Source organism: Luteimonas yindakuii (genome assembly GCF_004803715.2).
In the GTDB taxonomy this organism is placed as follows: Bacteria; Pseudomonadota; Gammaproteobacteria; order Xanthomonadales; family Xanthomonadaceae; genus Luteimonas; species Luteimonas yindakuii.
This window is the reverse complement of sequence record NZ_CP039383.2, coordinates 766,955-790,634: the sequence shown is the minus strand read 5'-3', so window position 1 is coordinate 790,634 and position 23,680 is coordinate 766,955. Positions and strand designations below refer to the sequence as shown.

General features: G+C 69.3%; 21 protein-coding genes. 8 read left to right on the top strand and 13 right to left on the bottom strand.

The window, feature by feature from the left end; all coding sequences use genetic code 11:
• Positions 1-11: 11 nt before the first annotated feature.
• Together E5843_RS03590 and E5843_RS03585 are read right to left on the bottom strand one after the other, a co-directional pair.
• On the bottom strand, positions 12-653 hold the full coding sequence (locus tag E5843_RS03590; protein ID WP_134672721.1) for a PilN domain-containing protein: 642 nt from the start codon (positions 651-653) through the stop codon (positions 12-14).
• Positions 653-1,711: a pilus assembly protein PilM gene (locus E5843_RS03585; protein ID WP_134672720.1), complete on the bottom strand. Its 1,059-nt coding sequence runs from the start codon at positions 1,709-1,711 to the stop codon at positions 653-655. The genes E5843_RS03590 and E5843_RS03585 overlap by 1 nt, the downstream gene beginning before the upstream one ends.
• Before the next feature lie 253 nt (positions 1,712-1,964).
• On the opposite strand from E5843_RS03585, the gene E5843_RS03580 reads away from it, so the two are divergent.
• Together E5843_RS03580 and E5843_RS03575 are read left to right on the top strand one after the other, a co-directional pair.
• The gene (locus E5843_RS03580; protein ID WP_141065680.1) at positions 1,965-4,472 is read left to right on the top strand and encodes a penicillin-binding protein 1A; all 2,508 of its coding nucleotides are present in this window, start codon (positions 1,965-1,967) and stop codon (positions 4,470-4,472) included.
• Positions 4,473-4,541: 69 nt separating this feature from the next.
• Positions 4,542-5,198, top strand: a complete 657-nt coding sequence (locus tag E5843_RS03575) for a hypothetical protein (RefSeq protein WP_136411851.1) — start codon at positions 4,542-4,544, stop codon at positions 5,196-5,198.
• Here E5843_RS03575 and E5843_RS03570 read toward each other — a convergent pair.
• From E5843_RS03570 to E5843_RS03525, 10 genes are all read right to left on the bottom strand, one after another.
• Positions 5,171-5,791, bottom strand: a complete 621-nt coding sequence (locus E5843_RS03570) for a hypothetical protein (protein WP_136411850.1) — start codon at positions 5,789-5,791, stop codon at positions 5,171-5,173. The two genes, E5843_RS03575 and E5843_RS03570, sit on opposite strands and share 28 nt — an antisense overlap.
• Positions 5,792-5,795: 4 nt before the next feature.
• Positions 5,796-7,085, bottom strand: a complete 1,290-nt coding sequence (locus tag E5843_RS03565) for a citrate synthase (RefSeq protein WP_136411849.1) — start codon at positions 7,083-7,085, stop codon at positions 5,796-5,798.
• Between the two features lie 260 nt (positions 7,086-7,345).
• Positions 7,346-7,594 (bottom strand): type B 50S ribosomal protein L31, encoded by a 249-nt coding sequence (locus E5843_RS03560; RefSeq protein ID WP_100323662.1) that lies wholly within the window; start codon positions 7,592-7,594, stop codon positions 7,346-7,348.
• 75 nt (positions 7,595-7,669) lie between these two features.
• Positions 7,670-8,605: a nucleoside hydrolase gene (locus E5843_RS03555; protein ID WP_136411848.1), complete on the bottom strand. Its 936-nt coding sequence runs from the start codon at positions 8,603-8,605 to the stop codon at positions 7,670-7,672.
• Between the two features lie 35 nt (positions 8,606-8,640).
• Positions 8,641-10,731 carry an ATP-dependent DNA helicase RecG gene (gene recG, locus E5843_RS03550; protein WP_136411847.1) on the bottom strand — a complete coding sequence of 697 codons (2,091 nt, stop codon included), beginning with the start codon at positions 10,729-10,731 and terminating at the stop codon, positions 8,641-8,643.
• A gap of 12 nt (positions 10,732-10,743) precedes the next feature.
• Positions 10,744-11,136: a RidA family protein gene (locus E5843_RS03545; protein WP_134672713.1), complete on the bottom strand. Its 393-nt coding sequence runs from the start codon at positions 11,134-11,136 to the stop codon at positions 10,744-10,746.
• Positions 11,137-11,205: 69 nt separating this feature from the next.
• Positions 11,206-13,365 (bottom strand): RelA/SpoT family protein, encoded by a 2,160-nt coding sequence (locus E5843_RS03540; protein ID WP_141065679.1) that lies wholly within the window; start codon positions 13,363-13,365, stop codon positions 11,206-11,208.
• Positions 13,366-13,532: 167 nt separating this feature from the next.
• A complete protein-coding gene (gene rpoZ / locus E5843_RS03535; protein ID WP_100323664.1) occupies positions 13,533-13,835 on the bottom strand; it encodes a DNA-directed RNA polymerase subunit omega in 303 nt (100 codons plus the stop codon).
• 102 nt (positions 13,836-13,937) lie between these two features.
• Complete coding sequence (gene gmk, locus E5843_RS03530) at positions 13,938-14,570, bottom strand: guanylate kinase (RefSeq protein ID WP_134672711.1); 633 nt, start codon at positions 14,568-14,570, stop codon at positions 13,938-13,940.
• Between the two features lie 63 nt (positions 14,571-14,633).
• Positions 14,634-15,494 (bottom strand): YicC/YloC family endoribonuclease, encoded by an 861-nt coding sequence (locus E5843_RS03525; RefSeq protein ID WP_136411845.1) that lies wholly within the window; start codon positions 15,492-15,494, stop codon positions 14,634-14,636.
• A gap of 110 nt (positions 15,495-15,604) precedes the next feature.
• Between E5843_RS03525 and rph the strand changes: the two genes are divergently transcribed.
• The 6 genes from rph (at position 15,605) to pepQ (ending at position 22,312) form a co-directional block, all read left to right on the top strand.
• On the top strand, positions 15,605-16,336 hold the full coding sequence (gene rph / locus E5843_RS03520) for a ribonuclease PH (protein WP_134672709.1): 732 nt from the start codon (positions 15,605-15,607) through the stop codon (positions 16,334-16,336).
• A gap of 5 nt (positions 16,337-16,341) precedes the next feature.
• Positions 16,342-16,947 carry an RdgB/HAM1 family non-canonical purine NTP pyrophosphatase gene (gene rdgB, locus E5843_RS03515; protein WP_136413013.1) on the top strand — a complete coding sequence of 202 codons (606 nt, stop codon included), beginning with the start codon at positions 16,342-16,344 and terminating at the stop codon, positions 16,945-16,947.
• A gap of 65 nt (positions 16,948-17,012) precedes the next feature.
• Complete coding sequence (hemW, locus tag E5843_RS03510) at positions 17,013-18,185, top strand: radical SAM family heme chaperone HemW (protein WP_141065678.1); 1,173 nt, start codon at positions 17,013-17,015, stop codon at positions 18,183-18,185.
• Positions 18,186-18,323: 138 nt separating this feature from the next.
• Positions 18,324-20,552 carry a DUF1631 family protein gene (locus E5843_RS03505; protein WP_166815872.1) on the top strand — a complete coding sequence of 743 codons (2,229 nt, stop codon included), beginning with the start codon at positions 18,324-18,326 and terminating at the stop codon, positions 20,550-20,552.
• Entirely contained in the window at positions 20,549-20,905 is a 357-nt protein-coding gene (locus E5843_RS03500; RefSeq protein WP_134672706.1) for a PilZ domain-containing protein, read from the top strand. Before E5843_RS03505 ends, E5843_RS03500 begins: the two co-directional genes overlap by 4 nt.
• 72 nt (positions 20,906-20,977) lie before the next feature.
• Positions 20,978-22,312, top strand: a complete 1,335-nt coding sequence (gene pepQ, locus E5843_RS03495; RefSeq protein ID WP_136411843.1) for a Xaa-Pro dipeptidase — start codon at positions 20,978-20,980, stop codon at positions 22,310-22,312.
• Positions 22,313-22,354: 42 nt separating this feature from the next.
• Here pepQ and E5843_RS03490 read toward each other — a convergent pair whose 3' ends face one another.
• A complete protein-coding gene (locus E5843_RS03490) occupies positions 22,355-23,680 on the bottom strand; it encodes an aminopeptidase P N-terminal domain-containing protein (RefSeq protein ID WP_136411842.1) in 1,326 nt (441 codons plus the stop codon).

Sequence of the window (23,680 nt, the reverse complement as noted above, 5' to 3'; positions counted from 1 at the left end):
CCGCTTCTGGCTCACGGGGCGGCTCCTGCGGTCGGGGCGGCGGCATCGGCCGGTGTGGCTTCGGTGTCGATGCCATCGGCTTCGGCGTCACGCGCACTGGGGTTGGCCAGGGTCACGACCAGGGTGAAGGCGTACGGCAGGCCGGCGTTGGAAACCCCACCCTCCGCCGGACGCGCCTCGATGATCGACAGCTCCGGGCGGGTCATCCAGCCCGAGCTTTCGAGGTTGCGCATGTAGGTACTGACCCGCGCGTTGGACTGCGAGCGCCCTTCCAGGGTCAGGCGCTCGCCTTCCTGCTTGAGCGAGGTCAGCATCACGCCGTCCGGGATCGTGCGCACCAGCGAATCGAACAGGTGCACCATCTGCGAGCGGCTGGCCTGCAGCTTCTCGATCACTTCCTTGCGTGCCAGCAGGCGCGCCTTCTGGCGGTCGAGCTCGTCGATCTCGGTGATCTTCTGCTCGACCTGCGCGATCTGCTGGTCGAGGTAGGCGTTGCGCGCCTGCTGCCCCTCGATCTGCGCGTTGTAATACATGTTGACCAGGAACCAGAGCACGACACCGGCCAGTGCGGCCAGGCCGAGCATGACGCCGAACTCTTTCTGACGCTGCTTGCGGCGTTCGGCGCGCCAGGGCAGCAGGTTGATCCGCGCCATCAGTCGAAGCTCCTCATGGCCAGGCCACAGGCGATCATCAGCGCGGGGGCGTCCTGGGCCAGTGCGTGCGCCTGCACGCGCGGCCCGAGCGTCATCTGCGCCAGCGGGTTGGCGACCACCGTCTGCACGCCCAGCTGTTCCTCGACCATCTCCGGCACGCCGGGGATCGACGCGCAGCCACCGGCCAGCACGACATGGTCGACGCGGTTGAATTCGCTGCCGGCGTAGAAGAACTGCAGCAGGCGGCTGATCTGCTGGACCAGCGCTTCCTTGAACGGTTCGAGCACCTCGATCTCGTAGCTCTCGGGCAGGCCACCCTGGCGCTTGGCCAGGCCCGCCTCCTCGTAGCTGAGGCCGTAGCGGCGCATCACCTCGTCGGTCAGCTGCTTGCCACCGAACACCTGTTCACGGGTGTAGAGGCTGCGGCCACCGCGCAGGATGTTGAGCGTGGTCATCGTCGCGCCGACGTCGACCAGGGCGACGATGCCGTCGTGCGGCGCGTTGAGGCCACCCGCCAGCAGCGCGTAGGCGTTCTCGATCGCGAAGGCCTCGACGTCCATCACCCTGGCGGTGAGGCCGCCAAGCTCGAGCGCGGAGGCACGCATCTCGACGTTCTCGGAACGCGAGGCCGCCAGCAGCACCTGCACCATCTCCGGATTGCCGGGAACCGGACCAAGCACCTCGAAGTCGAGGTTCACTTCGTCGATCGGATACGGGATGTAGTTGATGGCTTCGAGCTCGACGGCCGATTCCATCTCGTCCTCGTCGAGCTCGGCGGGCATCGGGATGGTCTTGGTGATCACCGCCGAACCGGCCACGGCCGCAGCGGCGTGCTTGGCCTTCGAACCCGAGCGCGACATCGCGCGACGGATGGCATCACCCACCGCCTCGACTTCGACGATGTTCTTCTCCACCACCGCGTTGGGCGGCAGTGGCTCGACCGCGTAGTGCTCGACGCGGTAGCGCTCGCCCGAGCGCGACAGCTGCAGAAGCTTGACCGCAGTCGAACTGATATCGACGCCCACGAGTGGCGACTGATTTTTTGTGATGAGCCCCACAGGATTTCCCCTTATGCCACGGGCGCTTGGCTGCGCTACGTGCCCCGGCGCATTAAATAACGGACTTTTTACCCCTTGGCAACACGCGGACCGCGGGACCGTGCCGCAGTGCGCGCTTCTGCATCCTCCCCTCGCCCGGCTCCCCTGCCGTGCATGGTGACCGCACCAGTCTCGCACAGGCGCAGGCCAACCCGGCCAAACCTCTATACTCCGCGCCCTGACTCAAGGCTACGCTCTTCGCAGGAACCCGTCGATGTCCCGATTCCGCCGCCTGCTGCGCTGGACGCTGATTGCCGCTTCGGCCGCCATCGTCCTTGGCGTCCTTGCCGTAGCCACCCTGTACTTCGTCGTCTCCGCGCGGTTGCCGGACGTGCAGACCCTGCGCGACGTGGAGATGCAGGAGCCGCTGTATGTCTATGCCAGCGACGGCAGCCTGATGGCGCTGTTCGGCGAGACCCGCCGTTACCCGGTGCGGATCGAGGAGGTTCCGGAGCGCATCAAGCAGGCCTTCATCGCGATCGAGGACAACCGTTTCTACGAGCACCACGGCGTGGACTACCGCGGCGTCGCGCGCGCGATCTGGCTGCTGGCCACCACCGACGACCAGCGCGTGCCCGGCGGTTCGACCATCACCCAGCAGGTGGCGCGGCAGTTCTTCCTGAGTTCGGAATACAGCTATACGCGCAAGCTCGCCGAGATGCTGCTGGCGATGAAGATGGAGCGCGAGCTCAGCAAGGACGAGATCTTCCAGCTGTATCTCAACAAGAGCTTCTTCGGCAACCGCGCCTACGGCATCGCCGCCGCGGCCGAGTTCTACTACGGCAAGACCCTCGACGACCTGACCCTGGACGAGGTCGCGACGCTGGCCTCGATCCCCAAGTTCCCGTCCAGCGGCAACCCGGTCACCAATCCGGAGCGCGCGCGCATCCGTCGCGACTACGTGCTGCAGCGCATGCGCGAGCTGGGCTTCATTCCCGAGGCCGATGAACGCCTGGCGCAGGCGGCGGAGATGCACGCCCGCCCGCACGAGCGGCCGGTCGAGACCTACGCGCCCTACGTGGCCGAGATGGTCCGCCAGGAAATGATCGCGCGCTATGGCGGCGACGTGCTGACGCGCGGCTACCACGTGACCACGACGATCGATCCGGCTGCCCAGCTTGCCGCCGACCGTTCGCTGCGCGACGGGTTGCTGACCTACGACCGTCGCCATGGTTACACCAAGCCCGAACAGCAGTTCGAACTGGCCGACGGCGACGATGCTGCCGCCGCCGCGAGCCATCTGCGCGGGATTCCGGCACAGGCCGGGTTGCTGCCGGCCGTTGTGCTGCGCAGCGGCGGCGGCACGGTCGACGCCGTGCTCGCCGACGGCAGCACGCTGACCCTGGACGCCGCGTCCAGCCGCTGGACCAACCGCGCGCCATCGGCGCTGGTCACGCGCGGCGACATGATCCGCGTACGACGCATCGAGACCGCGTCCAAGTCCGCGCGCGAGGGCGAAGCGGCACCGCCGCCGGCGATCAGCTGGCAACTGGCGCAGGTTCCGCGCGCGCAGGCTGCGCTGGTGTCGATGGAATACGAGACCGGCGCCCTGCGTGCGCTGGTCGGCGGTTTCAGCTTCGCCGGGCAGAAGTTCAACCGTGCCACCCAGGCACGGCGCCAGCCCGGCTCGAGCTTCAAACCCTTCATCTATGCGGCGGCCTTCGAGCGGGGCTTCAACCCGGCGTCGGTGGTGGCCGACGCCCCGGTGGTGTTCCGCATGCGTCGCGGCCAGGAATGGCGCCCGCAGAACGATGACGGCAAGTTCGTCGGCCCGATGCGCCTGCGCGAGGCGCTCGTGCGCTCGCGCAACCTGGTCTCGGTGCGCCTGCTCGACACCATCGGCGTCGACTACGCGCGTCGCTACATCAGCCATTTCGGTTTCGACGAGTCCGAGCTGCCGCCGAACCTGTCGATCTCGCTGGGAACGCCGTCCCTGACGATCATGGAGATCACCCGCGGCTACGCAGCCTTCGCCAATGGTGGTTCGCGCATCACGCCGTGGTTCATCGACGAGGTCCGCGATCGCGACGGCAGCGTGATCTTCAAGGAACAGCCTGCACTGGCCTGTCGCGGTTGCGGTGCCGACGGGCTGCCGGCGACCAGCGCCGACACCTACGTCGTGGACGGCTTCAACCTCGGCCCCACGCAGACACCGGCACCGGCTGTGGCGGCCTCGGACGACGAAGTGGGCGCGGCCGCCGCAGCACCCGCGCCGCGCGATCCGGACGCCCCGGTCGCGCCCCGCGCCATCGACGAGCGCGTGGCCTACCAGCTGGTCTCGATGATGCGCGACGTGGTGAGCCGCGGTACCGGCGCTGCCGCACGTGTGCTCGAACGCGAGGACATCGGTGGCAAGACCGGCTCCACCAACGAACACCGCGACGCCTGGTTCGCCGGCTTCGGCGGCAACCTGGTGACCACGGTGTGGGTGGGTCGCGACGACAACCGCTCGTTGGGCTATCGCGAGTACGGCGGGCGCTCCGCCCTGCCGATCTGGATCGACTACATGCGCGTGGCGCTCGAGGGCCAGCCGATTGCACCGAACCTGCCACCGGCCGGCATGACCCAGGTGGCGGTCAGCGCGAGCGGTCGGCTGCTGCCAGGTGGCACCGGCGGCCTGCTGGAGTACATCAAGAACGAAGACCTCGAGCGCATGGCAGCCGACGTGTACGACAGCTACGAGGACACCATGCCGGGCGAAGAGGCGTTCGATATCTTCTGAGCCCGGCGCCGCTGGGCTCTTCACCCGTCGATCCCGTAGAGTGGGCTTCCCCGTAACCGGGAGTCGTCCATGCACCGCGCACGACAACGTGCCGAGACGCGCACCCGTGAATGGCGCCACCGCCTCGCCCATGAAGCGGCGCGGCTGATGGCCGAAAGCGGCATCCGCGACTACCACCAGGCCAAGGTGAAGGCCGCGCATCGACTGGGCGTCCATGACGACGCTTCGTTGCCGCGCAACCACGAGATCGAAGCGGCGCTGCGCGAATACCAGCGCCTGTTCCAGGCTGACGACCAGGCCGTCGCGCTGCGCGCGTTGCGCGAGGCGGCAGTGCACGCCCTCGAATTCTTCGCGACCTTCGACCCGCGGCTGGTCGGCCCGGTGCTGGACGGCACCGCCGACGCGAATTCACCCGTGCAACTGCAGCTGTTCGCCGACGATGCCGATGCGGTCACCCGCTACCTCGACGAGCACGGGATTCCCGCCGAGGCACGCACGCGGCGCCTGCGGATGGACCGCGAATGCAGCGAGGACGTGCCGCTGTGGATCTTCAGCGTCGACGGGGTGGGCTTCGACCTGACCGTCCTGTCGCCGCTGGCCCTGCGCCAGGCGCCGTTGTCCGGTGTCGACGAACGGCCGATGCGGCGCGCGTCACTGGCCCAGCTCACCCAGCTGCTGGCGGAGGAGGAAATCGCCGGCTACGACGGATCAGCGCCTGCGCGCTGAGAGGTCGGGGCCCGCCCCGGGCCGGGTGCCGCGCCCGCCAGCCCGAACACGTTGAGTTCGATGGCCACGAACGCGGCCAACCACAGGCTCGCGTCCCATGCATCCAGCCAGGCCTCGTCGAGCCCCGCTCCCGCCTGGAGCCACCAGGCGAGCGCGAAACCGGCAAGGGCGGTGTACAGACACCACGCCAGTACGCGCCGCATCCGGTGGACGCGGGCGAGTGCGGCGGGGATTCGCAGCTCCAGCTCCAGCGCCAGCACCACGGCAAGCCAGGTGATGGCGTTGAGGAAGTCGAGGCGCTCACCGTCCAGGGCGTAGTCCACGCAGGCCCAGACCACCGCAAGGCCGGCCAGCGCGCGCAGCAGCCGCAGCAGCGGACGCGACCAGCGCGGCAGGCGCCAGCCACCGGTCTCCCATTCGAACAGCAGCAGCAACAGCACCCAGGCGGCGGTATCGATGGCTTCCGTCGGCGTGCCCGACGTCGCATACAGCGCCACGTTCGCCGCGAGAAGCGAATAGATCGCCCACTTGAAAAGCACGAAGCCGCGGACCAGCCGCGGCTTCGTTGCACCGGCGCGGGCGCCGGAGGTCACCCGGTCAGCGCTGGTCCGCCGCCACATAGTCGCGGAAGTCGGAACCGGTGTAGATCTGCCGCGGACGGCCGATCTTCGCTTCCGGATCGACCTGCTGCTCCAGCCAGTGCGCAACCCAGCCGGCGGTGCGCCCGATCGCGAACATCACGGTGAACATCTCGGTGGGGATCTTCAGCGCCTTGTAGATGATGCCGCTGTAGAAATCGACGTTCGGATACAGCTTGCGCTGCACGAAGTACTCGTCCTTCAGCGCGGCCTCTTCCAGCTTCATCGCGATCTCGAGCAGCGGATCGTCGATGTCGAGCTCCTCCAGCACCTTGTGGGTCATCTCGCGGATGATCTTCGCGCGTGGGTCGAAGTTCTTGTAGACCCGGTGGCCGAAGCCCATCAGGCGGAAGCCGGAGTTCTTGTCCTTGGCGCGGGCGATGGCACTGTCGACGTTGTCGGGAGAACCGATCTCCTCGAGCATCTTCAGCACCGCCTCGTTGGCACCGCCGTGCGCGGGGCCCCACAGCGCGGTGATGCCGGCGGCAACCGACGCATACGGGTTCGCACCGGTCGAGCCCACCAGGCGCACGGTCGAGGTCGACGCGTTCTGCTCGTGGTCGGCATGCAGGATGAGCAGCAGGTCCAGCGCCTTCGCGACGACCGGGTTCAGCTCCAGCGGCTCGCTCGGCACTTCGAACATCATGTGCAGGAAGCGGCTGACGTAGTCGAGGTTGTTGCGCGGATAGCGCACCGGCCAGCCGATCGAATAGCGGTAGGCGGCCGCGGCCAGCGTCGGCATCTTCGCCAGCAGGCGGATGGCGGCGAGGCGACGCTGCTCCGGATCGTTGAGGTCGAGGGTGTCGTGGTAGAACGCCGACATCGCAGCGACCGAACTCGCCAGCATCGCCATCGGATGCGCATCGTGGCGGAAGCCGTGGAAGAAGTTCTTCAGCGACTCGTGCATCATCGTGTGATGCGTGACTTCGTGCTCGAAGCGCGCGAACTCGTCCGCCGTCGGCAGCTCGCCGTTCATCAGCAGGTACGCGACTTCGAGGAAGCTCGACTTCTCGGCGAGCTGCTCGATCGGGTAACCGCGATACAGGAGCACGCCGTTGTCGCCGTCGATGTAGGTGATCGCCGACTTGCACGACGCGGTGGCGGTGAAGCCCGAGTCATAGGTGAAGCAGCCGGTTTCCTTGGGCAGCTTCGAGATATCGATGCAGGGATTGCCGAGGGTGCCGGTGAGCACCGGCAGGGTCACCGACTTGTCGCCGGCGCTCAGCGTGACCTGGTCAAATTCCGACACAGCACACTCCTTTCAGGGTCGTGGCCACACGCGGCGATCGCGGCGTCGCGGCACGGTGATGCAGGGGAACCGCGGCGGCGCCACGGGACTGGCGATTATCGCATACCCGTACGTAGGGACGATCGGCCAAGGGTCCAATACGCCGCCGACGGGCACGCAAATGCCGACGGCCGCCCTGGGGCAGCCGTCGGGGAACCTGGGATGGCACGGGGACACGGACGGTGCCCCTGCACGGTCGCCCGCCGTGGCGGGCCGCCGCGTTACTTGGCGTAACGCTTGCGGAACTTGTCGACGCGGCCGCTGGTATCCATGATCTTGTTCTGACCCGTGTAGAACGGGTGCGAGGCCGAGGAGACCTCGATCTTGATCAGCGGATACTCATTGCCGTCTTCCCACTTGACCGTCTCCTTGGAGGTGGCGGCCATCGTGGAACGGGTCAGGATGCGGAAATCGGACGTCACGTCCTGGAACACGACGTCGCGGTAATCGGGATGGATGTCGGCCTTCATGGCGGCACACCGGAATAGCTGGAAGCCGCCCATTATAGGGGTCCCGCTGCGTCCGTGCAATCCTTCCGGCGCCTTTCAGGCGGCAGCCAGCGCGGCGCGCATCATCGCGTGGAAAGCGGCCGGCTCGTAGCGCATTGCGATGCGGGCGTTGTCGACCTCGCTCTCCTGCCGCAGCCAGTCGACCACGGTGACGCCACGCGTGAGCCGCCCGGCGAGTTCCACGGCGACAGGTCGCTCGGCCCATTCCAGCACGTGGCCCGGCCGCAGCGCACAGGCCATCGCCAACGCATCCGCTGCATGCCAGAGGTCGCCGCGGCGATCCACGGACCACAACCGGGTCTGCCGGGAGATCTCCTCATAGAACGTCGCACGGGCGGATCCGCATGCCAGCCACTGCTCCGCCTCGTCGTGGGAAAAACCGTGGGCCACCGTGGCTTCCCAGTCCACCAGGTCGAAGCGCGGGAAGGCAGCGAAGACCAGGTGCGCGGCTTCCGGATCGAAGGCGATGTTGAATTCCGCCGTGGGGGTCACGTTGCCGTGCGCGGTGACGGCCCCACCCATCACCACGAACCGGCCGACCCGTTGCGGCAGGGTCGGATCGAGCTTCAGCGCCAGCGCGATGTTGGTGAGCGGACCCAGGGCCACCAGCAACAGGCGTCCGGCGTAGGCATGCGACAGGCGCAGGATCGCCAGTGCCGCATGCTCGCCCTCGAGCGCGCGGGTCGCGGGCACGTAGCCGGTGTCGCCGAACCCGTCGCGTCCATGCACATAACCGGCGTCGCGCGCGGGATGCAGCAGCGGCGCGTCGGCACCGGCGAACACCGGCACGTCGAGGCCGCACACCTCCACCAGCTTCAGCGCGTTCGCGGTGGTGTGTGCCAGGCCGACGTTGCCGGCGGTCACGGTGAGCCCGACCACGTGGTGGTCGGGCGCGTTGAAGGCCATCAGCAGGGCCAGGGCGTCGTCGACGCCAGGATCGGTATCGATCAGCAGGGGAATACGGTCGTCCATCGCCCGATTATCACCGGAAGCAGTCACGCCGGGCGTCACGCGGACGCATAGCGCGAAGCGCCACCGATCCAGCGCTCGACCAGGCGGTCGGCGACTCCGGGTGAACGGGCCTGCAGATGCTCGGCGATCGCGTGCACCTGTGGCAGCAGCGCCGCGTCGCGCACCAGGTCCGCGACGCGGAAGCCGGCGATGCCGGTCTGCCGGGTGCCGAGCAACTCGCCCGGTCCACGCAGCTCCAGATCGCGCTCGGCGATGACGAAGCCATCGCTGGTCTCGCGCATCGTCGCCAGCCGTTGTCGCGCAAGCATCGACAACGGCGGCTGATACAGCAGCACGCAGGTCGATGCTTCCGCGCCGCGCCCCACCCGCCCGCGCAACTGGTGGAGCTGCGCCAGGCCGAGCCGCTCGGCGTTCTCGACGATCATCAGCGATGCGTTGGGCACGTCCACGCCGACCTCGATCACGGTGGTCGCCACCAGCAGGCCGAGTGCACCGTCCTTGAACGCGCGCATGACCGCCTGCTTCTCCGCCGGTTTCATCCGCCCGTGCACCAGCCCGACCGCGATCCCCGGCAGCGCGTCGCGCAGTGCCTCGAACGTGCTCTGCGCGGCCTGCGCGACCACCTCGTCGCTGTCGTCGATCAGCGTGCATACCCAGTAGGCCTGGCGCCCGGCCGCGCAGGCGGCGCGGATGCGTTCGACCAGCTCCGGCCGGCGTTCGCCGCTCAACACCACCGTCTGCACCGGCGTGCGACCCGGCGGCAGTTCGTCGATCGCCGACACGTCCAGGTCGGCGTAGGCCGACATCGCCAGCGTGCGCGGGATCGGCGTGGCCGTCATCACCAGCTGGTGCGGCACCAGGCCGCCATCACCGCCCTTGTCGCGCAGCGCGAGGCGCTGGTGCACGCCGAAGCGGTGCTGCTCGTCGACGATCGCAAGCCCCAGGCGGTGGAACCCCACGCCCTCCTGCATCAATGCATGCGTGCCGACGACGAGTTGCGCGCGACCGTCGGCAATGGCCTCCAGCGCGCGGGTGCGCGCACGACCGGTCACCTTGCCGGCCAGCCATGCGACCTCGATGCCAAGCGGCTGCAGCCAACCGCACAGGCTCACGTAGTGCTGCTCGGCCAGAAGCTCGGTCGGCGCGGCCAGTGCGGCCTGCGCGCCGGCCTCGATCGCCTGCAACGCGGCGAGGGCTGCAACCACCGTCTTGCCGGAGCCGACATCGCCCTGCACCAGCCGCAACATTGGCCTGGGCTGTCGCAGGTCGTCACTGATCTGCGCGAACACGCGCTCCTGCGCACCGGTGAGTGCGAACGGCAGCGTGGCGCGCAGGCGCTCGACCAGATCACCCGGCCCGTCGCATACCGGCGCACCATGGCACTGCAAAGCAATGCGTTGGCGTCGCAGGCTGAGGTGGTGTGCAAGCAGTTCTTCGATCGCCAGCCGTTGCTGTGCGGGATGGATACCGGCCGAAAGCGCGGCGAGATCGGCATCGGGCGGCGGGCGGTGCACGGTGAGCAGCGCCTCGCGCAGGCTCGGCACGCTGCGGCGCAGCGTCACCGGCAGCAGGTCGAGTGCGGCGTCGGCCGGCAGGCGGTCCAGCGCCTGGCGCACCAGCTTGCGCAACACCGCCGACCCCACCCCCTCGATCTGCGGATACACCGGCTCCAGGTCCGCATCGAGGACTCCGGCCTCCGCCGTTTCGAGCACCCGGTAACTGGGATGGACGATTTCGAGCCCGTTCTGCCCGGGTCGGGGCGTGCCGTAGACGCGCACCCGCGTGCCGACCGCGAACTGCGCGACCTGGGCGGTGCGGAAATGGAAGAAGCGCAACACCAGCGTGGCGCGCGACCCGTCGTCCAGCGCCACCCGCAACAGCGGGCGATAGCGGAAACCGCGCTCGACCGCTTCGACCACGCCTTCGACCTGCGCCGGTACCCCGGCACGCAGGTCGGCGATGGGGGTCAACCGGGTGCGGTCCTCGTACTGCCGCGGCAGGTGCAGCCAGAGGTCCTGCAGGGTCACGATGCCGCGTGCGGCGAGTTTCTCCGCGGTGCGTGCGCCCACCCCGGACAGCGCAGTCAGCGGAGTGTGCGCGGGGTCGGCCTCGTGTGCTGTGGGCACCTGGAAACCCGGTCAGGCGGCCTGGCGCAGCACCAGGATGGCGTCGACCTCGAAAGCCGCGCCCTTCGGCAACGCCGAAACCTCGATCGTCGAGCGCGCCGGATAGGGCGCGGTGAACACCTCGGCCATCACCGCATTGACGGCTGCGAAGTCGCCGAGATCGGTGAGGTACAGGCCAACGCGCACGACGTCGTCGAGGCTGCCGCCGGCCGCCTCGCAGACCGCGCGCAGGTTGCCGAACGCCTGCCGCGCCTGCGCCTCGATGCCGCCATCGACGAGATTGCCGGTGGCCGGATCGAGTGGAATCTGCCCGGACACGAACACCGTGTCGCCGGCACGCGTGGCCTGCGAATACGGGCCGATGGCGGCGGGAGCATGGTCGGTGCTGACGGGAGTGCGGGGCATGGCGTTTTCCACGGAAGGTGACAGTGGATTCTAACCGTCACCCGCGCGGCGGGCCGCCAGGCGACCCGGCTACAACCGCTGCACCCCGTGCACCACGTTGAGCCTGCGGATCCTGCGGATCACGTCGGCCAGGTGCTTGCGGCCGCGCACCTCGATCGAGAAGCGGATTGCCGCGACGTTGCTGTCGCGCTCGAGGTATTCGACGCCATCGATGTTGGAATCCACCTGCGCGACCGCCGCGGCCACCTGCGCAAGCACGCCGGGACGGTTCGCCACCTCGATGCGCAGGGCCACGCTGAAGTCGCCGGACACCTCGCGGTCCCAGCCGATGTCGACCCAGCGCTCGGGCGACTTGCGGTAATCGGTGACGTTCGGGCATTCGATCCGGTGCACCACGATGCCCTTGCCCGCGGTGTGGTAGCCCATGATCTCGTCGCCGGGGATCGGCATGCAGCAATTGGCGAAGGTGATCACCCCGCGCTCGCTGCCGGTGATCAGGATCTTCTCGAAATGCCGGGTGCCGTCCCGACCGCCCTGCCCGCCGGACTGCGCCAGTGCATGCGCCACCTGCGACGGCATCCGGTTGCCCAGCGCGATGTCGGCCAGCAGCGCCTCCAGCCGCGGGTGACGCGACTCGCCGAGGTAGGCTTCCAGCCGCGCCGCCGGCACGCGTTCCAGCGAACTGCCGAGATCCTCCAGCGCGCGGTCGAGCATGCGATGCCCGAGCTGCACGGCATCCTCGTGCTCGAGTTGCTTGAGCTGCTGGCGGATCGCGGTGCGCGCCTTGCTCGTGGCCACGAATTCCAGCCATTGCGGCTTGGGCAGCGCCGAACGTGCGGTGATGATCTCGGTCTGCTGGCCGCTGACCAGCTTGGTACGCAGCGGTACGAGCTTGCGGTCGACGCGCGCGGCGACGGCATGGTTGCCGACATCGGTGTGCACCGCGTAGGCGAAATCCAGCGCGGTGGCATTGCGCGGCAGCGAGAGGATGTCGCCCTTCGGGGTGAACAGGTAGACCTCGTCCGGGAACAGGTCGACCTTGACGTTCTCGAGGAATTCCAGTGACGAACCGGTGGCGCGCTGCGACTCGAGCAGGTTGGCGATCCACGAATGCGCGCGGGTCTGCGCGCTGGTGGGTGCGCCACCATGCTTGTACGCCCAGTGCGCGGCGATGCCACGTTCGGCGATCAGGTCCATTTCCTCGGTGCGGATCTGCACCTCGATCGGCGAACCGTACGGGCCGAACAGCACGGTATGCAGCGACTGGTAGCCGTTGGCCTTGGGAATGGCGATGAAGTCACGGAAGCGCCCGTCGAGCGGCTTGTAGACCGAGTGCGCGACGCCGAGCGCGTGGTAGCAGTTGGCCACCGAGCGCACGATGACGCGGAAGCCGAAGACGTCCATCACCTGGTCGAAGGTTTTCCCTTCGCTCTGCATCTTGTTGTAGATGCTCCAGGGCGATTTCACCCGGCTCACCAGCCGGTACTGCAGGCCTTCGTTGGCCAGCCGCTGGGCAAGCTGCGCCTCGATCGTCGACAGCGCCTCGCGGCGCACCAGCGGCTGCGCGTTGATGCGCTTGCGCAACACCGAGTGGCGCATCGGATGCAATGCACTGAAGCCGAGATCCTGCAGCTCGGACTTGATCAGGTTCATGCCCAGCCGCTGCGCGATCGGCGCATACACCTCCAGCGTCTCGCGGGCGATGCGTTCGCGTGCGTCGGTCGATTGCGCGCCCAGCGTGCGCATGTTGTGCAGGCGGTCGGCCAGCTTGATCAGGATGACGCGCAGGTCGCGCGCCATCGCCAGCATCATCTTGCGGAAGCTCTCGGCGGCGGCTTCCTGGCGATTGCTGAACTGCAGTTTGTCGAGCTTGGTGACGCCGTCGACGAGCTCGGCCACCTGCTCGCCGAATTCGGCGGCGAGCTCGGCGCGGGTGAGCGGCGTGTCCTCGATGGTGTCGTGCAGGATCGCCGCCACCAGCGTTTCGAGATCGACGTTCTGCTCGGCCAGCACCACCGCCACCGCCACCGGATGGGTGATGTAGGGCTCGCCGGACTTGCGGAACTGGCCCTCGTGGGCCCGTGCGCCGACCGCCCACGCACGGCGCAGGACCTGCCGCTGCGCATCGTCGAGATAGGGCACGGCGCGCTCGAGCACGCGCATGTACTCCGGCACGGCATCGTCTGGCGGCACCGCGACGGGGGCAGCGTGGCTGGAAACCCGGGACATCGAGGAAGCCTAGGCGAAAAGCCCGCATCTGTGGAAGCTTTTCGGCGCGGTTGCGCGACGCGCGCCCTCGTCCACACCGCGTGGCAGATCCAGAAACGCGAACGGCCCCGCTTTCGCAGGGCCGTCGGGATTCGATCATCTCCCCGGCGCAAGTCCGGGTAGCAGGATCAGAGGTCGTCGCCCTTGGCGAGATCCTCGTCGGCAACCACCTCGGCGGCGGCCCACTCCAGCGCCTCGCGCTCCTTGCGCTCGCGCTCGGCCTTGTCGACGGCCTCGATGTAATCGTTGTCGATGCGACGCGCGGCGATTTCGCGCAGGGCGAGCACCGTCGGCTTGTCGTCGTTCTCGCGGTTGTCCAGCTGCGACTCGACGCCGTTGGCCAGCTGGCGCGCGCGCTTGGCGGCCATCATGACCAGTTCGAAACGGTTGTCGACCACCTGCAGGCAGTCTTCGACGGTGATGCGCGCCATGGGGGCTCCCGGCGACCACGCGGGCCGCTCGTTCAATAGGGGTGACAGGACCGGGAAGTCTACCTTCCGGCCAGGGGTCGGCGCAAGCGCGGCCTTTGGGAATCAGTCACTTGCGGGCGTGCTTTCCGCCAGCAACGCTTCGATCAGCCCATGGTGGCGCTGCGCCTGCTGGGCGCGGCGCAACCGGCTGGCGATGAACACCGCGCACAGCTCGTCCACCGCGGTATCGAACTCCTCGTTGACCACCACGTAGTCGAACTCGTGGAAGTGCGACATCTCTTCGCGCGCGGCCGCCAGTCGCCGGGCGATCACCTCGTCGCTGTCCTGGCCGCGCTTGCGCATCCGCAGTTCCAGTGCCTCCCGCGATGGCGGCAGGATGAACACGCTGACCGCTTCCGGCACCTTCTCGCGCACCTGGCGGGCGCCCTGCCAGTCGATCTCGAGCAGCACGTCCTGGCCCGCCGCCAGCTGCGGTTCCACCGACTGCCGCGCGGTGCCCTTCCAGTCGCCGTGCACGCGCGCGCACTCGAAGAAGTCGCCGGCCTCGATCATCGCCTCGAACCCGGCGGCATCGATGAAGTGGTAGTGCTCGGCATGCCGCTCGCCCGGGCGCGGTGGCCGCGAAGTGAACGAGATCGACAGGCGGATCGCCGGGTCGCGCGCAAGACAGGCGTTGACCAGGCTGGACTTCCCCGCGCCCGAAGGCGCCGCAACGATGAACAGCGTCCCGCGCATCAGGCGCGGCCCCGTCGTTGCGGGATGATGCAATGCGCGGCCGGGGCCGGAAGCCGGGTGTGCCTACTCAATGTTCTGCACCTGCTCGCGGATCTGGTCGATCAGCACCTTCAGCTCCACCGCCGCCTGCGAGGTGCGGCGGTCGACGGACTTCGAGCCCAGCGTGTTCGCTTCGCGGTTGAACTCCTGCAGCAGGAAATCCAGCCGTCGGCCGACCGGTTCGCGTTGCGACAGTACGCGACGGATCTCGTCGATGTGGCTGTCGAGGCGGTCGAGTTCCTCGTCGACATCGAGCTTCTGCAACGCCAGCACCAGCTCCTGCTCGAGCCGGCCCGGGTCGAGCGGCTGCGGGAGATCGGCCAGGCGTGTTTCCAGGCGTACCCGCTGGCCGTCGCGGATCGCGGGCACCATGGCGCGCACTTCGCCAGCAATGCGTTCGATGCCGTCCACGCGTTCGGCGATCGCCGCCTGCAATTTGCCGCCCTCGCGTTCGCGCGCGGCGACGAAGTCGTCCAGCACGTCGTCCAGCAGCGCCAGCGCCGCGGCCTGCATCGCATCGGCATCCACGGCGCGCGCCTGCAGCACGCCGGGCACCTGCAGCAACTCCGCCAGGCCGGTGTTGAGCCCCGGAAAGCGCGACTGCAGCGACGCCGCCAGCGTTGCCAGCTGGTCGAGCACCGCCTCGTTGAGCTCGAGCTGGCCACTGGCCTCGCCGTGGCGCAGGCGCAGCGCGAGATCCAGCTTGCCGCGCGACAGGCGCGCCGCTACACGTTCGCGAAACAGCGGCTCCAGCGCGCGCAACTCGTCGGGCAGGCGGGTGCCGACTTCGAGGTAGCGGTGGTTGACCGCGCGCAGCTCGCAACCCAGCGTGCCCCAGGGGGTCGTGCGCTCGCCGGCGGCAAAGGCGGTCATGCTGCGGATCATGCGGGCGTGGGGTCGGCTGCGGGCGTGCAGTATAGGACAGGCCCGCGCGCGGCCAGGCAGCGGGACCGCCCCTGCTAGACTGCCGCGCCCGCACCGCCGCGAGCATCCGCATGACCGACACCGTGACCCGCCCGAGCGGCCGTCTCCCCGCACAGCTGCGTGATGTACGCATCGAGCGCGGCTACACCCGCCATGCCGAAGGCTCGGTACTGGTCTCGTTCGGCGAAACCCGCGTGCTGTGCACCGCCAGCGTGGAGAACCGGGTGCCGGGCTTCCTGCGCGGCAAGGGCGAGGGCTGGGTCACCGCCGAGTACGGCATGCTGCCGCGCGCCACCAACACCCGCAACGACCGCGAGGCCGCGCGCGGCAAGCAGGGTGGCCGCACGCTGGAAATCCAGCGGTTGATCGGCCGCACGCTACGCGCCTGCGTGGACCGCGCGGCGCTCGGCGAGCGCACCATCACCCTCGACTGCGACGTGCTGCAGGCCGATGGCGGCACCCGCACCGCCGCCATCACCGGTGCCTACGTGGCGCTGGTGGACGCGGTCCGCCTGCTGCAGAAGCGCCGCGAGATCACCCGCGACCCGATCTTCGGCGCCGTCGCCGCGGTCTCGGTCGGCGTCTACCGCGGCGTGCCGGTGCTCGACCTCGATTACGCCGAGGACAGCGCCTGCGATACCGACATGAACGTGGTGATGAACGACGGCGGCGGCTTCATCGAACTGCAGGGCACGGCCGAAGGCCACGCCTTCCGCCGCGACGAGCTCGACGCCCTGCTCGGCCTGGCCGAGGCCGGCATCGGCGAACTGCTGGCGCTGCAGCGCGCGGCGCTGGAAAAGTGAGCGGGCTGCAGCGTCTGGTGCTTGCCAGCGGCAACCGCGGCAAGCTCGCCGAGCTGCAGGCATTGCTGGGCCATGGCGGGCTCGAGCTCTCGGTGCAGGCCGACCACGGTGTCGAGGACATCGAGGAAACCGGGCTAAGCTTCCTCGAGAACGCGCTGCTCAAGGCGCGCCACGCCGCGCGCACCACCGGGCTGCCGGCGCTCGGCGACGACTCCGGGCTGTGCGTCGATGCGCTTGGTGGCGCACCGGGGCTGTACTCGGCACGTTACGCGGGCACGCACGGCGATGCCGCGGCCAACAACGCGAAGCTCCTCGCCGCCCTGCGCGATGTCCCCGCGCACGCGCGCACCGCGAGGTTCTACTGCGTGCTGGTGCTGGTGCGGCACGGCGACGATCCGCAGCCGCTGATTGCCGAAGGTATCTGGGCGGGGCACATCCTCGAGGCCGCGCGCGGCGGGCACGGCTTCGGCTACGACCCGCTGTTCCTCGATCCGCAATCCGGCCTGAGCGCGGCGGAACTGTCTCCCGCGGTCAAGAACCGCATCAGCCATCGCGGCCGCGCGTTGGCGGTCCTGCGCGAACGGATCGCCGGCCCCTTGCCTCCAGCCTGAAACCGGGCTTCCGGCCGCGGCTTTCGCCCCCATATCGGGACCACGTGCCGCCCGGCGCAGACACCATGGCAATGCTGACCACCCCACCCCTCGCGCTGTACGTGCACCTGCCCTGGTGCGTGCGCAAGTGCCCGTACTGCGATTTCAATTCGCACCAGCCGCGTGGCGGCCCGCCGCCGTTCTCGGCCTATGTCGACGCGCTGCTGGCCGACCTCGACCAGGACCTTCCGCTGCTCTGGGGCCGCCCGGTGCATTCGGTGTTCTTCGGCGGCGGCACGCCCAGCCTGTTCCCCGCCGCCGACATCGACCGCTTCCTGCAGGGTGCGGCGGCGCGGCTGCGGTTCGCACCGGGGCTGGAAATCACCCTCGAAGCCAATCCGGGCACGGCCGAGCATGGGCGCTTCGAGGATTACCGCGCCGCCGGCGTCAACCGCATCAGCTTCGGCATCCAGAGCTTCGACGACGGCTGCCTGCAGCGTCTGGGACGCATCCATGACAGCGCCGAGGCCGAGCGTGCGGTGAAGCTTGCGCAGGATGCGGGCATCGACAATCTCAACCTCGACCTGATGTACGCGCTGCCCGGGCAGGACCTGGCGATGGCCGAGGCCGATGTCGAACGCGCGGTGGCGCTCGCGCCCGCCCATATTTCCCATTACCAGCTCACCCTCGAGCCGAACACGCTGTTCGCCGCGCGTCCGCCCGAGCGCTTGCCCGACGACGACCTCGCCTGGGACATGCAGGAGCACTGTCAGGCGCAGCTGGCAGCTGCCGGCTACGCGCAGTACGAAGTGTCGGCCTATGCGCAGCGGGGCCGGCAGTGTGTGCACAACCTCAACTACTGGCGCTTCGGCGACTATCTCGGGATCGGCGCCGGCGCCCACGGCAAGATCACCCTCGGCCACGAGCAAACGATCCTGCGCCGCTGGAAGCAGCGCCATCCGACCGCGTGGCTGGCCAGTGCCGGCACCCCCGCCGGCATCGGGGGCGACGACCGCATCGCGCCCCCGCGCCGGCCGTTCGAATACATGCTCAATGCGCTGCGGCTGCTGGAAGGGTTCCGCCTCGAGCAGTTCGAGGCCTGCACCGGCCTTCCGCGCGAAGCCATCGCCCGCCCGCTGGCCATGGCGATGGAGCGCGGTTGGCTGGAAGCGCGCGACGGGCGCATACTGCCGACGGCGCTGGGGGGGCGCTTCGGCAATGACGTCATCCAATTGTTCATGGACGAAGACGGCGACTGAGCGTCGCCTCCGTGCTGGCGGCACTCGCCCCGGCGTGGTAAGAACGGTGACCGACCTCACATTCCGGGGCGCACCATGACGCCGCACAGGGAACCTGCGACGCCGTCCAGCCTCGCTTCGGCAGGCTTGCCGCCACGCGTGCGCAAGGTCCTCGATCGCAGCCTGCACCTGGTCTCCGAAGAGCTCGACCACGGCCTGACGCGCATGCTCGACGAGTTCGAGCGCGAGCTGTTCCGCCTCGCCGACCTTGCCCGCAACCCGGGCGCCGAGTCCGGCTACATGCAGGCGCTGCGCAGCTTCCGTCTCAACCGGTCGGACCTGGTGCCGCGCTTCATGCTGGGCATCGAGCGCGCGCTGGCGGCGATCCGGCGTTCTGCGCCGGCAAACGCCGAGACCAGCGCCCGCGGCGAGGTCAGCTTCCGCAATCTCAGCCTGGTCGAAACCGCGGTGATGGACGAGGGCACCGTGCTGCGCGAAGTCGGCAGCCGCCAGGAGGGCCGCGCGACGCTGGCGCTGCACCTGCTCGGCCAGCGCTTCGGCGTGCTCGCCGGCAAGCCCGCGTTCGACGCGATCCGCCTGCCGCTGGGCCCACACGTGTTCTGCGACGCGTTGCGCGAAGCCGCGGTGGCACTCGAGATCACCCACGATGCACGGCTGCTGCTCTACCGGATCTTCGACCGCCAGGTCATGGGCGGCTATCCGCAGCTGCTCGACCGCATCAACGAACTGATGGTGGCCGAGGAAATCCTGCCGGCGCTTACGTTCATCCCGCTGCGCGCGCGCCCGGCACCGGTGCCGCCACGCGAAGCTTCGCCCGTAGCTGCGGGCGAACGCACGGCGGCGGCGAAGCGGGCGTCGGAGCAGCCGTCGGCACAGCCGACCCAGCCGCATGCCCAGGGCACGCCACGCCCGCATACCGCCTGGTTCGGCGAACCCCAGCCGCCGGACGATGACGGCGACGAGGCGGCCGCGTTCGCGACCCTGCAGGAGCTGCTCTCCGGCCGCCGTGCGCTGCTGGACAAGTTGCGCCCGGGGCGCGATGACGGCCCGCGCCGCGAACTGGGCACCAGTGACCTGGTGGGCAAGCTGCGCGCGCTGCAGCAGCAGCCCGCTGCCACCGCCAGCCAGGCCAACCTGCTGGAGATCAAGCGCGCGGTGCTGGCGCAGACCCGCCACACCAGTGGCGAGGCCGCCGCGCTGTCACCGGAGGACAACGACACCTTCGAATTGCTGGACCTGCTCTACCAGCAGCTCGAATCGGAACTGCGCCGCGACGCACCGACTGCCGGGCTGGTGCGCCAGTTGCAGGTGCCGCTGCTGCGGATGGCCCTGCTCGACCGTGCATTCTTCCTGCGCTCGCAGCATCCGGCGCGGCAACTGCTCAACACCGTGGCCGAGAGCGCCGCGCGCTGGATGGACCGCGACGAACTCGACCCGCAGCTGATCGAGCCGTTGCAGCAGGCGGTGTCGCAGGTGGTCACCGGGTTCGACCAGGATCCGGAAGTGTTCGCGCAGGCGCAGGCACAGCTGCAGGAGCGCATCCAGGTCCACGTGCGCCGCGCTGAAATGACCGAGCGCCGCCACGTGGAAGCCGCGCGTGGCAAGGAGAAGCTCGAAGTCGCACGCCAGCGCGCGGGCGAAGTGCTGGCCAGCGAGATCGGTGAGCATCGCCTGCCGCGGTTCGCGCGTTCGCTGCTCAACCAGGCCTGGAGCGACGTGCTCACCCTCACCCTGCTGCGCCAAGGCGAGGAGTCCGAGGCATGGCAGACCCAGCTCGATGTGACCCGGCGCGTGGTCGCGGCCTGTGGCGACGGCGGCACCGATGCCGCGCTTGCCGGCCAGGTCGAGGAGGCACTGGGCCAGGTCGGCTACCACGGCGAGGAGGCCAAGGTCATCGCCCAGCGGCTGGCCGGGTGCTCCGACGACGAGGACGACCCCGCGTCGCGCACCGAACTGGCGATGAAGCTGAAGGCGCGCGTTCGCCTCGGCGAGGACAAGGCGGCGCAGGTACGGCCGAAGCCGCCGCCGCGCACGCCGGCCGAACAGGCGCAGTACGAACAGCTGCGGGTGATGCCGTTCGGCGTGTGGATCGATTTCGTGCAGAACCAGCAGGGCGACATCAGCCGCCGGCGCCTTTCGTGGTTCAGCCCGATCACCGACAACGCCCTGTTCGTCAACCAGCGCGGGCAGCGCGCGGCCGAGATCTCGCTCGACAGCCTGGCGCGGATGCTGGTCAACGGCCAGGCGCGCATGGTCACCGCGGACCGCGGGCGGCTGGTCGACCGCGCCTGGCAGGCCGCCGTCAACACCCTGCGCAGCTTCGCCGGCCGTGGCGAGGGCGCACAGCCCGCAGGAGTGCCGGCATGATCCAGGAGTTCCGCCGCGCACGCCGGCGCAAGGCCGCCGACATGATCCAGGTCGGCGACGCGATGACCGGGCAGATGGTCGGCCGCATCGGCAACCTGTCGGAAACCGGCCTGCTGCTGATCGCCAACAGTTCGCTCGAGAACGACGCGCTGTACCAGTTGCGCTTCACCCTGCCCGGCCGCACCGCCGGCACGCTCGGCGAAGACCTCGAACTCGGCGCCCAGCTGTTGTGGAGCGACCGCGCCAGCGCGCCTGGGCAGGTCTGGGCGGGCCTGCGATTCGTCGCCCTGAGCGACGCGCAGGCGCGGTGCCTGCGGGCGTGGGTGGAATCGCCGGGCGGCCAGTTCGTCTGAGCCCCGGCCGGCCGGCAGGCCATTGGCGGATGCGGGACAATGGCGGTTTTCCAGAACCGGGAGCCGCCTGCGATGAGCGTCGACCTCGCACCCCTCTACGCCGACCACCTCGCCACCCTGCAGCGCCGCACCGCGGTCGCACTCGAGCGCGGCGGCTTCGACAGCCTCGTCGTGCCGGCAGGCACCCTGCATTACCAGGTCTTCGACGACCGCGATTATCCCTACGCCGCCAACCCGCAGTTCAAGGCCTGGGTGCCGCTGGTGCGCCATCCGGGCAGCTGGCTGGTGGCCACGCCGGGTGAGCGTCCGAAGCTCGTCTACCTGCAACCGTTCGACTACTGGCACGTGGTACCCGAAGCGCCCTCGGGGCTGTGGACGGAGCATTTCGACGTGGTGGTCATCCGCACGCCGGAGGAAGCCCTGCAACACCTGCCCCGGGATGCAGCGCGTTGCGCGATCCTGGGCGAACCGCAGAGTGCGCTCGGCGCGTTCGTCCCCAACAACCCGCAGCCGGTGCTCGACTACCTCGACTACCACCGTGCGTACAAGACCGCCTACGAGATCGAGATGATGCGCGCGGCCACCGTGCGCGGCGTGCGCGCGCACCGCGCGGCGGAACGCGCGTTCCGGGCCGGCGCCTCCGAATTCGGCATCCACCTGGCGTACTGCCAGGCCGCGGGGCAGGACAGCACCGAGCTGCCGTACAACAACATCGTCGCGCTCAACGAGCACGCGGCGGTGTTGCACTACACCGAACTCGACCGGCTGCCGCCGAAGCCGGTGCGCAGCTTCCTGATCGACGCCGGTGCCAGCCATGCCGGCTATGCCTGCGACATCACCCGCACCTGGGCGAGCGACCGCGACGGCGAATTCCAGGCGCTGATCGACGCCGTCGACGCCGTGGAACGCCGGTTGTGCGAGCGATTCACCGCCGGCACCGACTATCGGCAGCTGCATCTCGACGCGCACCTGGCGCTAGCGGGCGTGCTGCGCGATGCCGGGGTGATCCGGATGTCGGCGGAGGCCGCGCTGGAATCCGGCGTCAGCAGCAAGTTCTTCCCGCACGGCCTCGGCCACGGGATCGGCCTGCAGGTCCACGACGTCGCCGGCTTCGCCGCCTCCGATGCCGGTGGCACCCTGCCCAAGCCCGAAGGCCATCCCTACCTGCGCCTGACCCGCACCCTCGAACCGGGGATGGTGGTCACCAACGAGCCCGGCATCTATTTCGCCGACCTGCTGATGCGCGAGCTGCGCGAAAGCGCGCACGCGGGCGAGGTCGACTGGGATCGCGTGGACGCATTGCGCCCGTATGGCGGGATCCGCATCGAGGACGACCTGGTCATCACCGCGGAGGGTGCACCGGTGAACCTCACCCGTGAGGAGTTCGCGCGCACCAGCGCGGGCTGACCGCGGGGCCCGGGCGGCGTTGCGACGCGCCGCCCGCTCAACTCAGCCGCGCGCGGCCATGAAGGCCTCGATCTCGTCGGCGCTGCGTGCAAGTCCCGCGGTGAGCACGTCGTGGCCGTCGCGGGTGATCGCGAGGTCATCCTCGATGCGCACGCCGAGGCCGCGCCACTTCGCCGCCACGCCCGGCGCATCGGGAGGGATGTAGAGGCCGGGTTCGATGGTGAACACCATCCCCGGTTCGAGCAGCCGGGACTCGCCGTCGATGCGGTAGTCGCCGACATCGTGTACGTCCAGGCCCAGCCAGTGGCCGGTCTTGTGCGGATAGAAGCGCTTGTAGGTGCCGTCGGCGATCAGCTTGGCCGCGCGCCCCTTGAGCAGGCCCAGCCGCAGCAGGCCCTCCACCAGCACTTCCACCGCGGTGTCGTGGATCACCCCGTAGGCGACGCCCGGGCGTGCCCGCGCGCAGCTTTCCGCATGCGCCTCTAGCACCACGTCGTGCAACGCGCGCTGCGCGGCGGTGAACCTCCCGCTGGCCGGGAACGTGCGGGTGATGTCGGCCGCGTAGCCACGGTATTCGGCGCCGGCATCGATCAGCACCAGGTCGTCGTCGCCGATGCGCGCCCGGTTGGCGCGGTAGTGCAGCACGCAGGCATTCGCGCCGGCGCCGACGATGCTTTCGTACGCCGGCTGCGCCTCGTTGCGGCGGAACACGTACTCCAGCTCCGCCTGCAGGTCGTACTCGTGCATGCCAGGCCGTACGGCGCGCATCGCCGCGGCATGCGCCTCGACGCTGATCCGCGCCGCGCGCTTCATCAGCCGCAGCTCGTCGCGCGACTTGAACAGCCGCATCTCGTCGAGCAGGTGGCCCAGTTCGAGGAATTCGTGCGGGGGCTGCGCACCCAGCCGCACCTGCGCACGGACGCGGTTGAGCCAGCCGATCAGCTTCAGGTCGAAGTCGGTGTCGCGGCCGAAGTGGTAGTAGACGCGGGTGCGCCCTTCCAGCAGACCCGGCAGGATCTCGTCGAGGTCGTCGATCGGGTAGGCATCGTCCATGCCCAGTGCATCCACCGCGCCCTCCGGCCCCACCCGCGGGCCATCCCAGGCCTCGCGCTCCGGATCACGCTCGCGACAGAACAGCAGCGCCTCGCCGTGCGCGCGACCCGGTACCAGCACCAGCACCGCGTCCGGCTCCTCGAAGCCGGTGAGGTACCAGAGGTCGGAATCCTGCCGGTAGGGGAAATGCGTATCGCGGCTGCGCACGCGCATCGGCGCGGACGGCAGCACCAGGATCGCGTTGTCGCCCGCCATGCGCATGAGCTGGCGACGGCGGCGTGCGTACGGATCGGGAACCGCGCGTGCAGTGGACAT

What these genes read in the sequence shown, in the direction of transcription:
- pepQ (WP_136411843.1), top strand. Translation starts at nt 20,978, where the DNA reads ATGAGCGTCGACCTCGCACCCCTCTACGCCGACCACCTCGCCACCCTG.
- E5843_RS03540 (WP_141065679.1), bottom strand. Translation starts at nt 13,365, where the DNA reads ATGTCCCGGGTTTCCAGCCACGCTGCCCCCGTCGCGGTGCCGCCAGAC.
- E5843_RS03580 (WP_141065680.1), top strand. Translation starts at nt 1,965, where the DNA reads ATGTCCCGATTCCGCCGCCTGCTGCGCTGGACGCTGATTGCCGCTTCG.
- rph (WP_134672709.1), top strand. Translation starts at nt 15,605, where the DNA reads ATGACCGACACCGTGACCCGCCCGAGCGGCCGTCTCCCCGCACAGCTG.
- rpoZ (WP_100323664.1), bottom strand. Translation starts at nt 13,835, where the DNA reads ATGGCGCGCATCACCGTCGAAGACTGCCTGCAGGTGGTCGACAACCGT.
- E5843_RS03555 (WP_136411848.1), bottom strand. Translation starts at nt 8,605, where the DNA reads ATGGACGACCGTATTCCCCTGCTGATCGATACCGATCCTGGCGTCGAC.
- E5843_RS03560 (WP_100323662.1), bottom strand. Translation starts at nt 7,594, where the DNA reads ATGAAGGCCGACATCCATCCCGATTACCGCGACGTCGTGTTCCAGGAC.
- gmk (WP_134672711.1), bottom strand. Translation starts at nt 14,570, where the DNA reads ATGCGCGGGACGCTGTTCATCGTTGCGGCGCCTTCGGGCGCGGGGAAG.
- E5843_RS03490 (WP_136411842.1), bottom strand. Translation starts at nt 23,680, where the DNA reads ATGTCCACTGCACGCGCGGTTCCCGATCCGTACGCACGCCGCCGTCGC.
- E5843_RS03545 (WP_134672713.1), bottom strand. Translation starts at nt 11,136, where the DNA reads ATGCCCCGCACTCCCGTCAGCACCGACCATGCTCCCGCCGCCATCGGC.
- E5843_RS03525 (WP_136411845.1), bottom strand. Translation starts at nt 15,494, where the DNA reads ATGATCCGCAGCATGACCGCCTTTGCCGCCGGCGAGCGCACGACCCCC.
- hemW (WP_141065678.1), top strand. Translation starts at nt 17,013, where the DNA reads ATGGCAATGCTGACCACCCCACCCCTCGCGCTGTACGTGCACCTGCCC.
- E5843_RS03590 (WP_134672721.1), bottom strand. Translation starts at nt 653, where the DNA reads ATGGCGCGGATCAACCTGCTGCCCTGGCGCGCCGAACGCCGCAAGCAG.
- E5843_RS03575 (WP_136411851.1), top strand. Translation starts at nt 4,542, where the DNA reads ATGCACCGCGCACGACAACGTGCCGAGACGCGCACCCGTGAATGGCGC.
- E5843_RS03500 (WP_134672706.1), top strand. Translation starts at nt 20,549, where the DNA reads ATGATCCAGGAGTTCCGCCGCGCACGCCGGCGCAAGGCCGCCGACATG.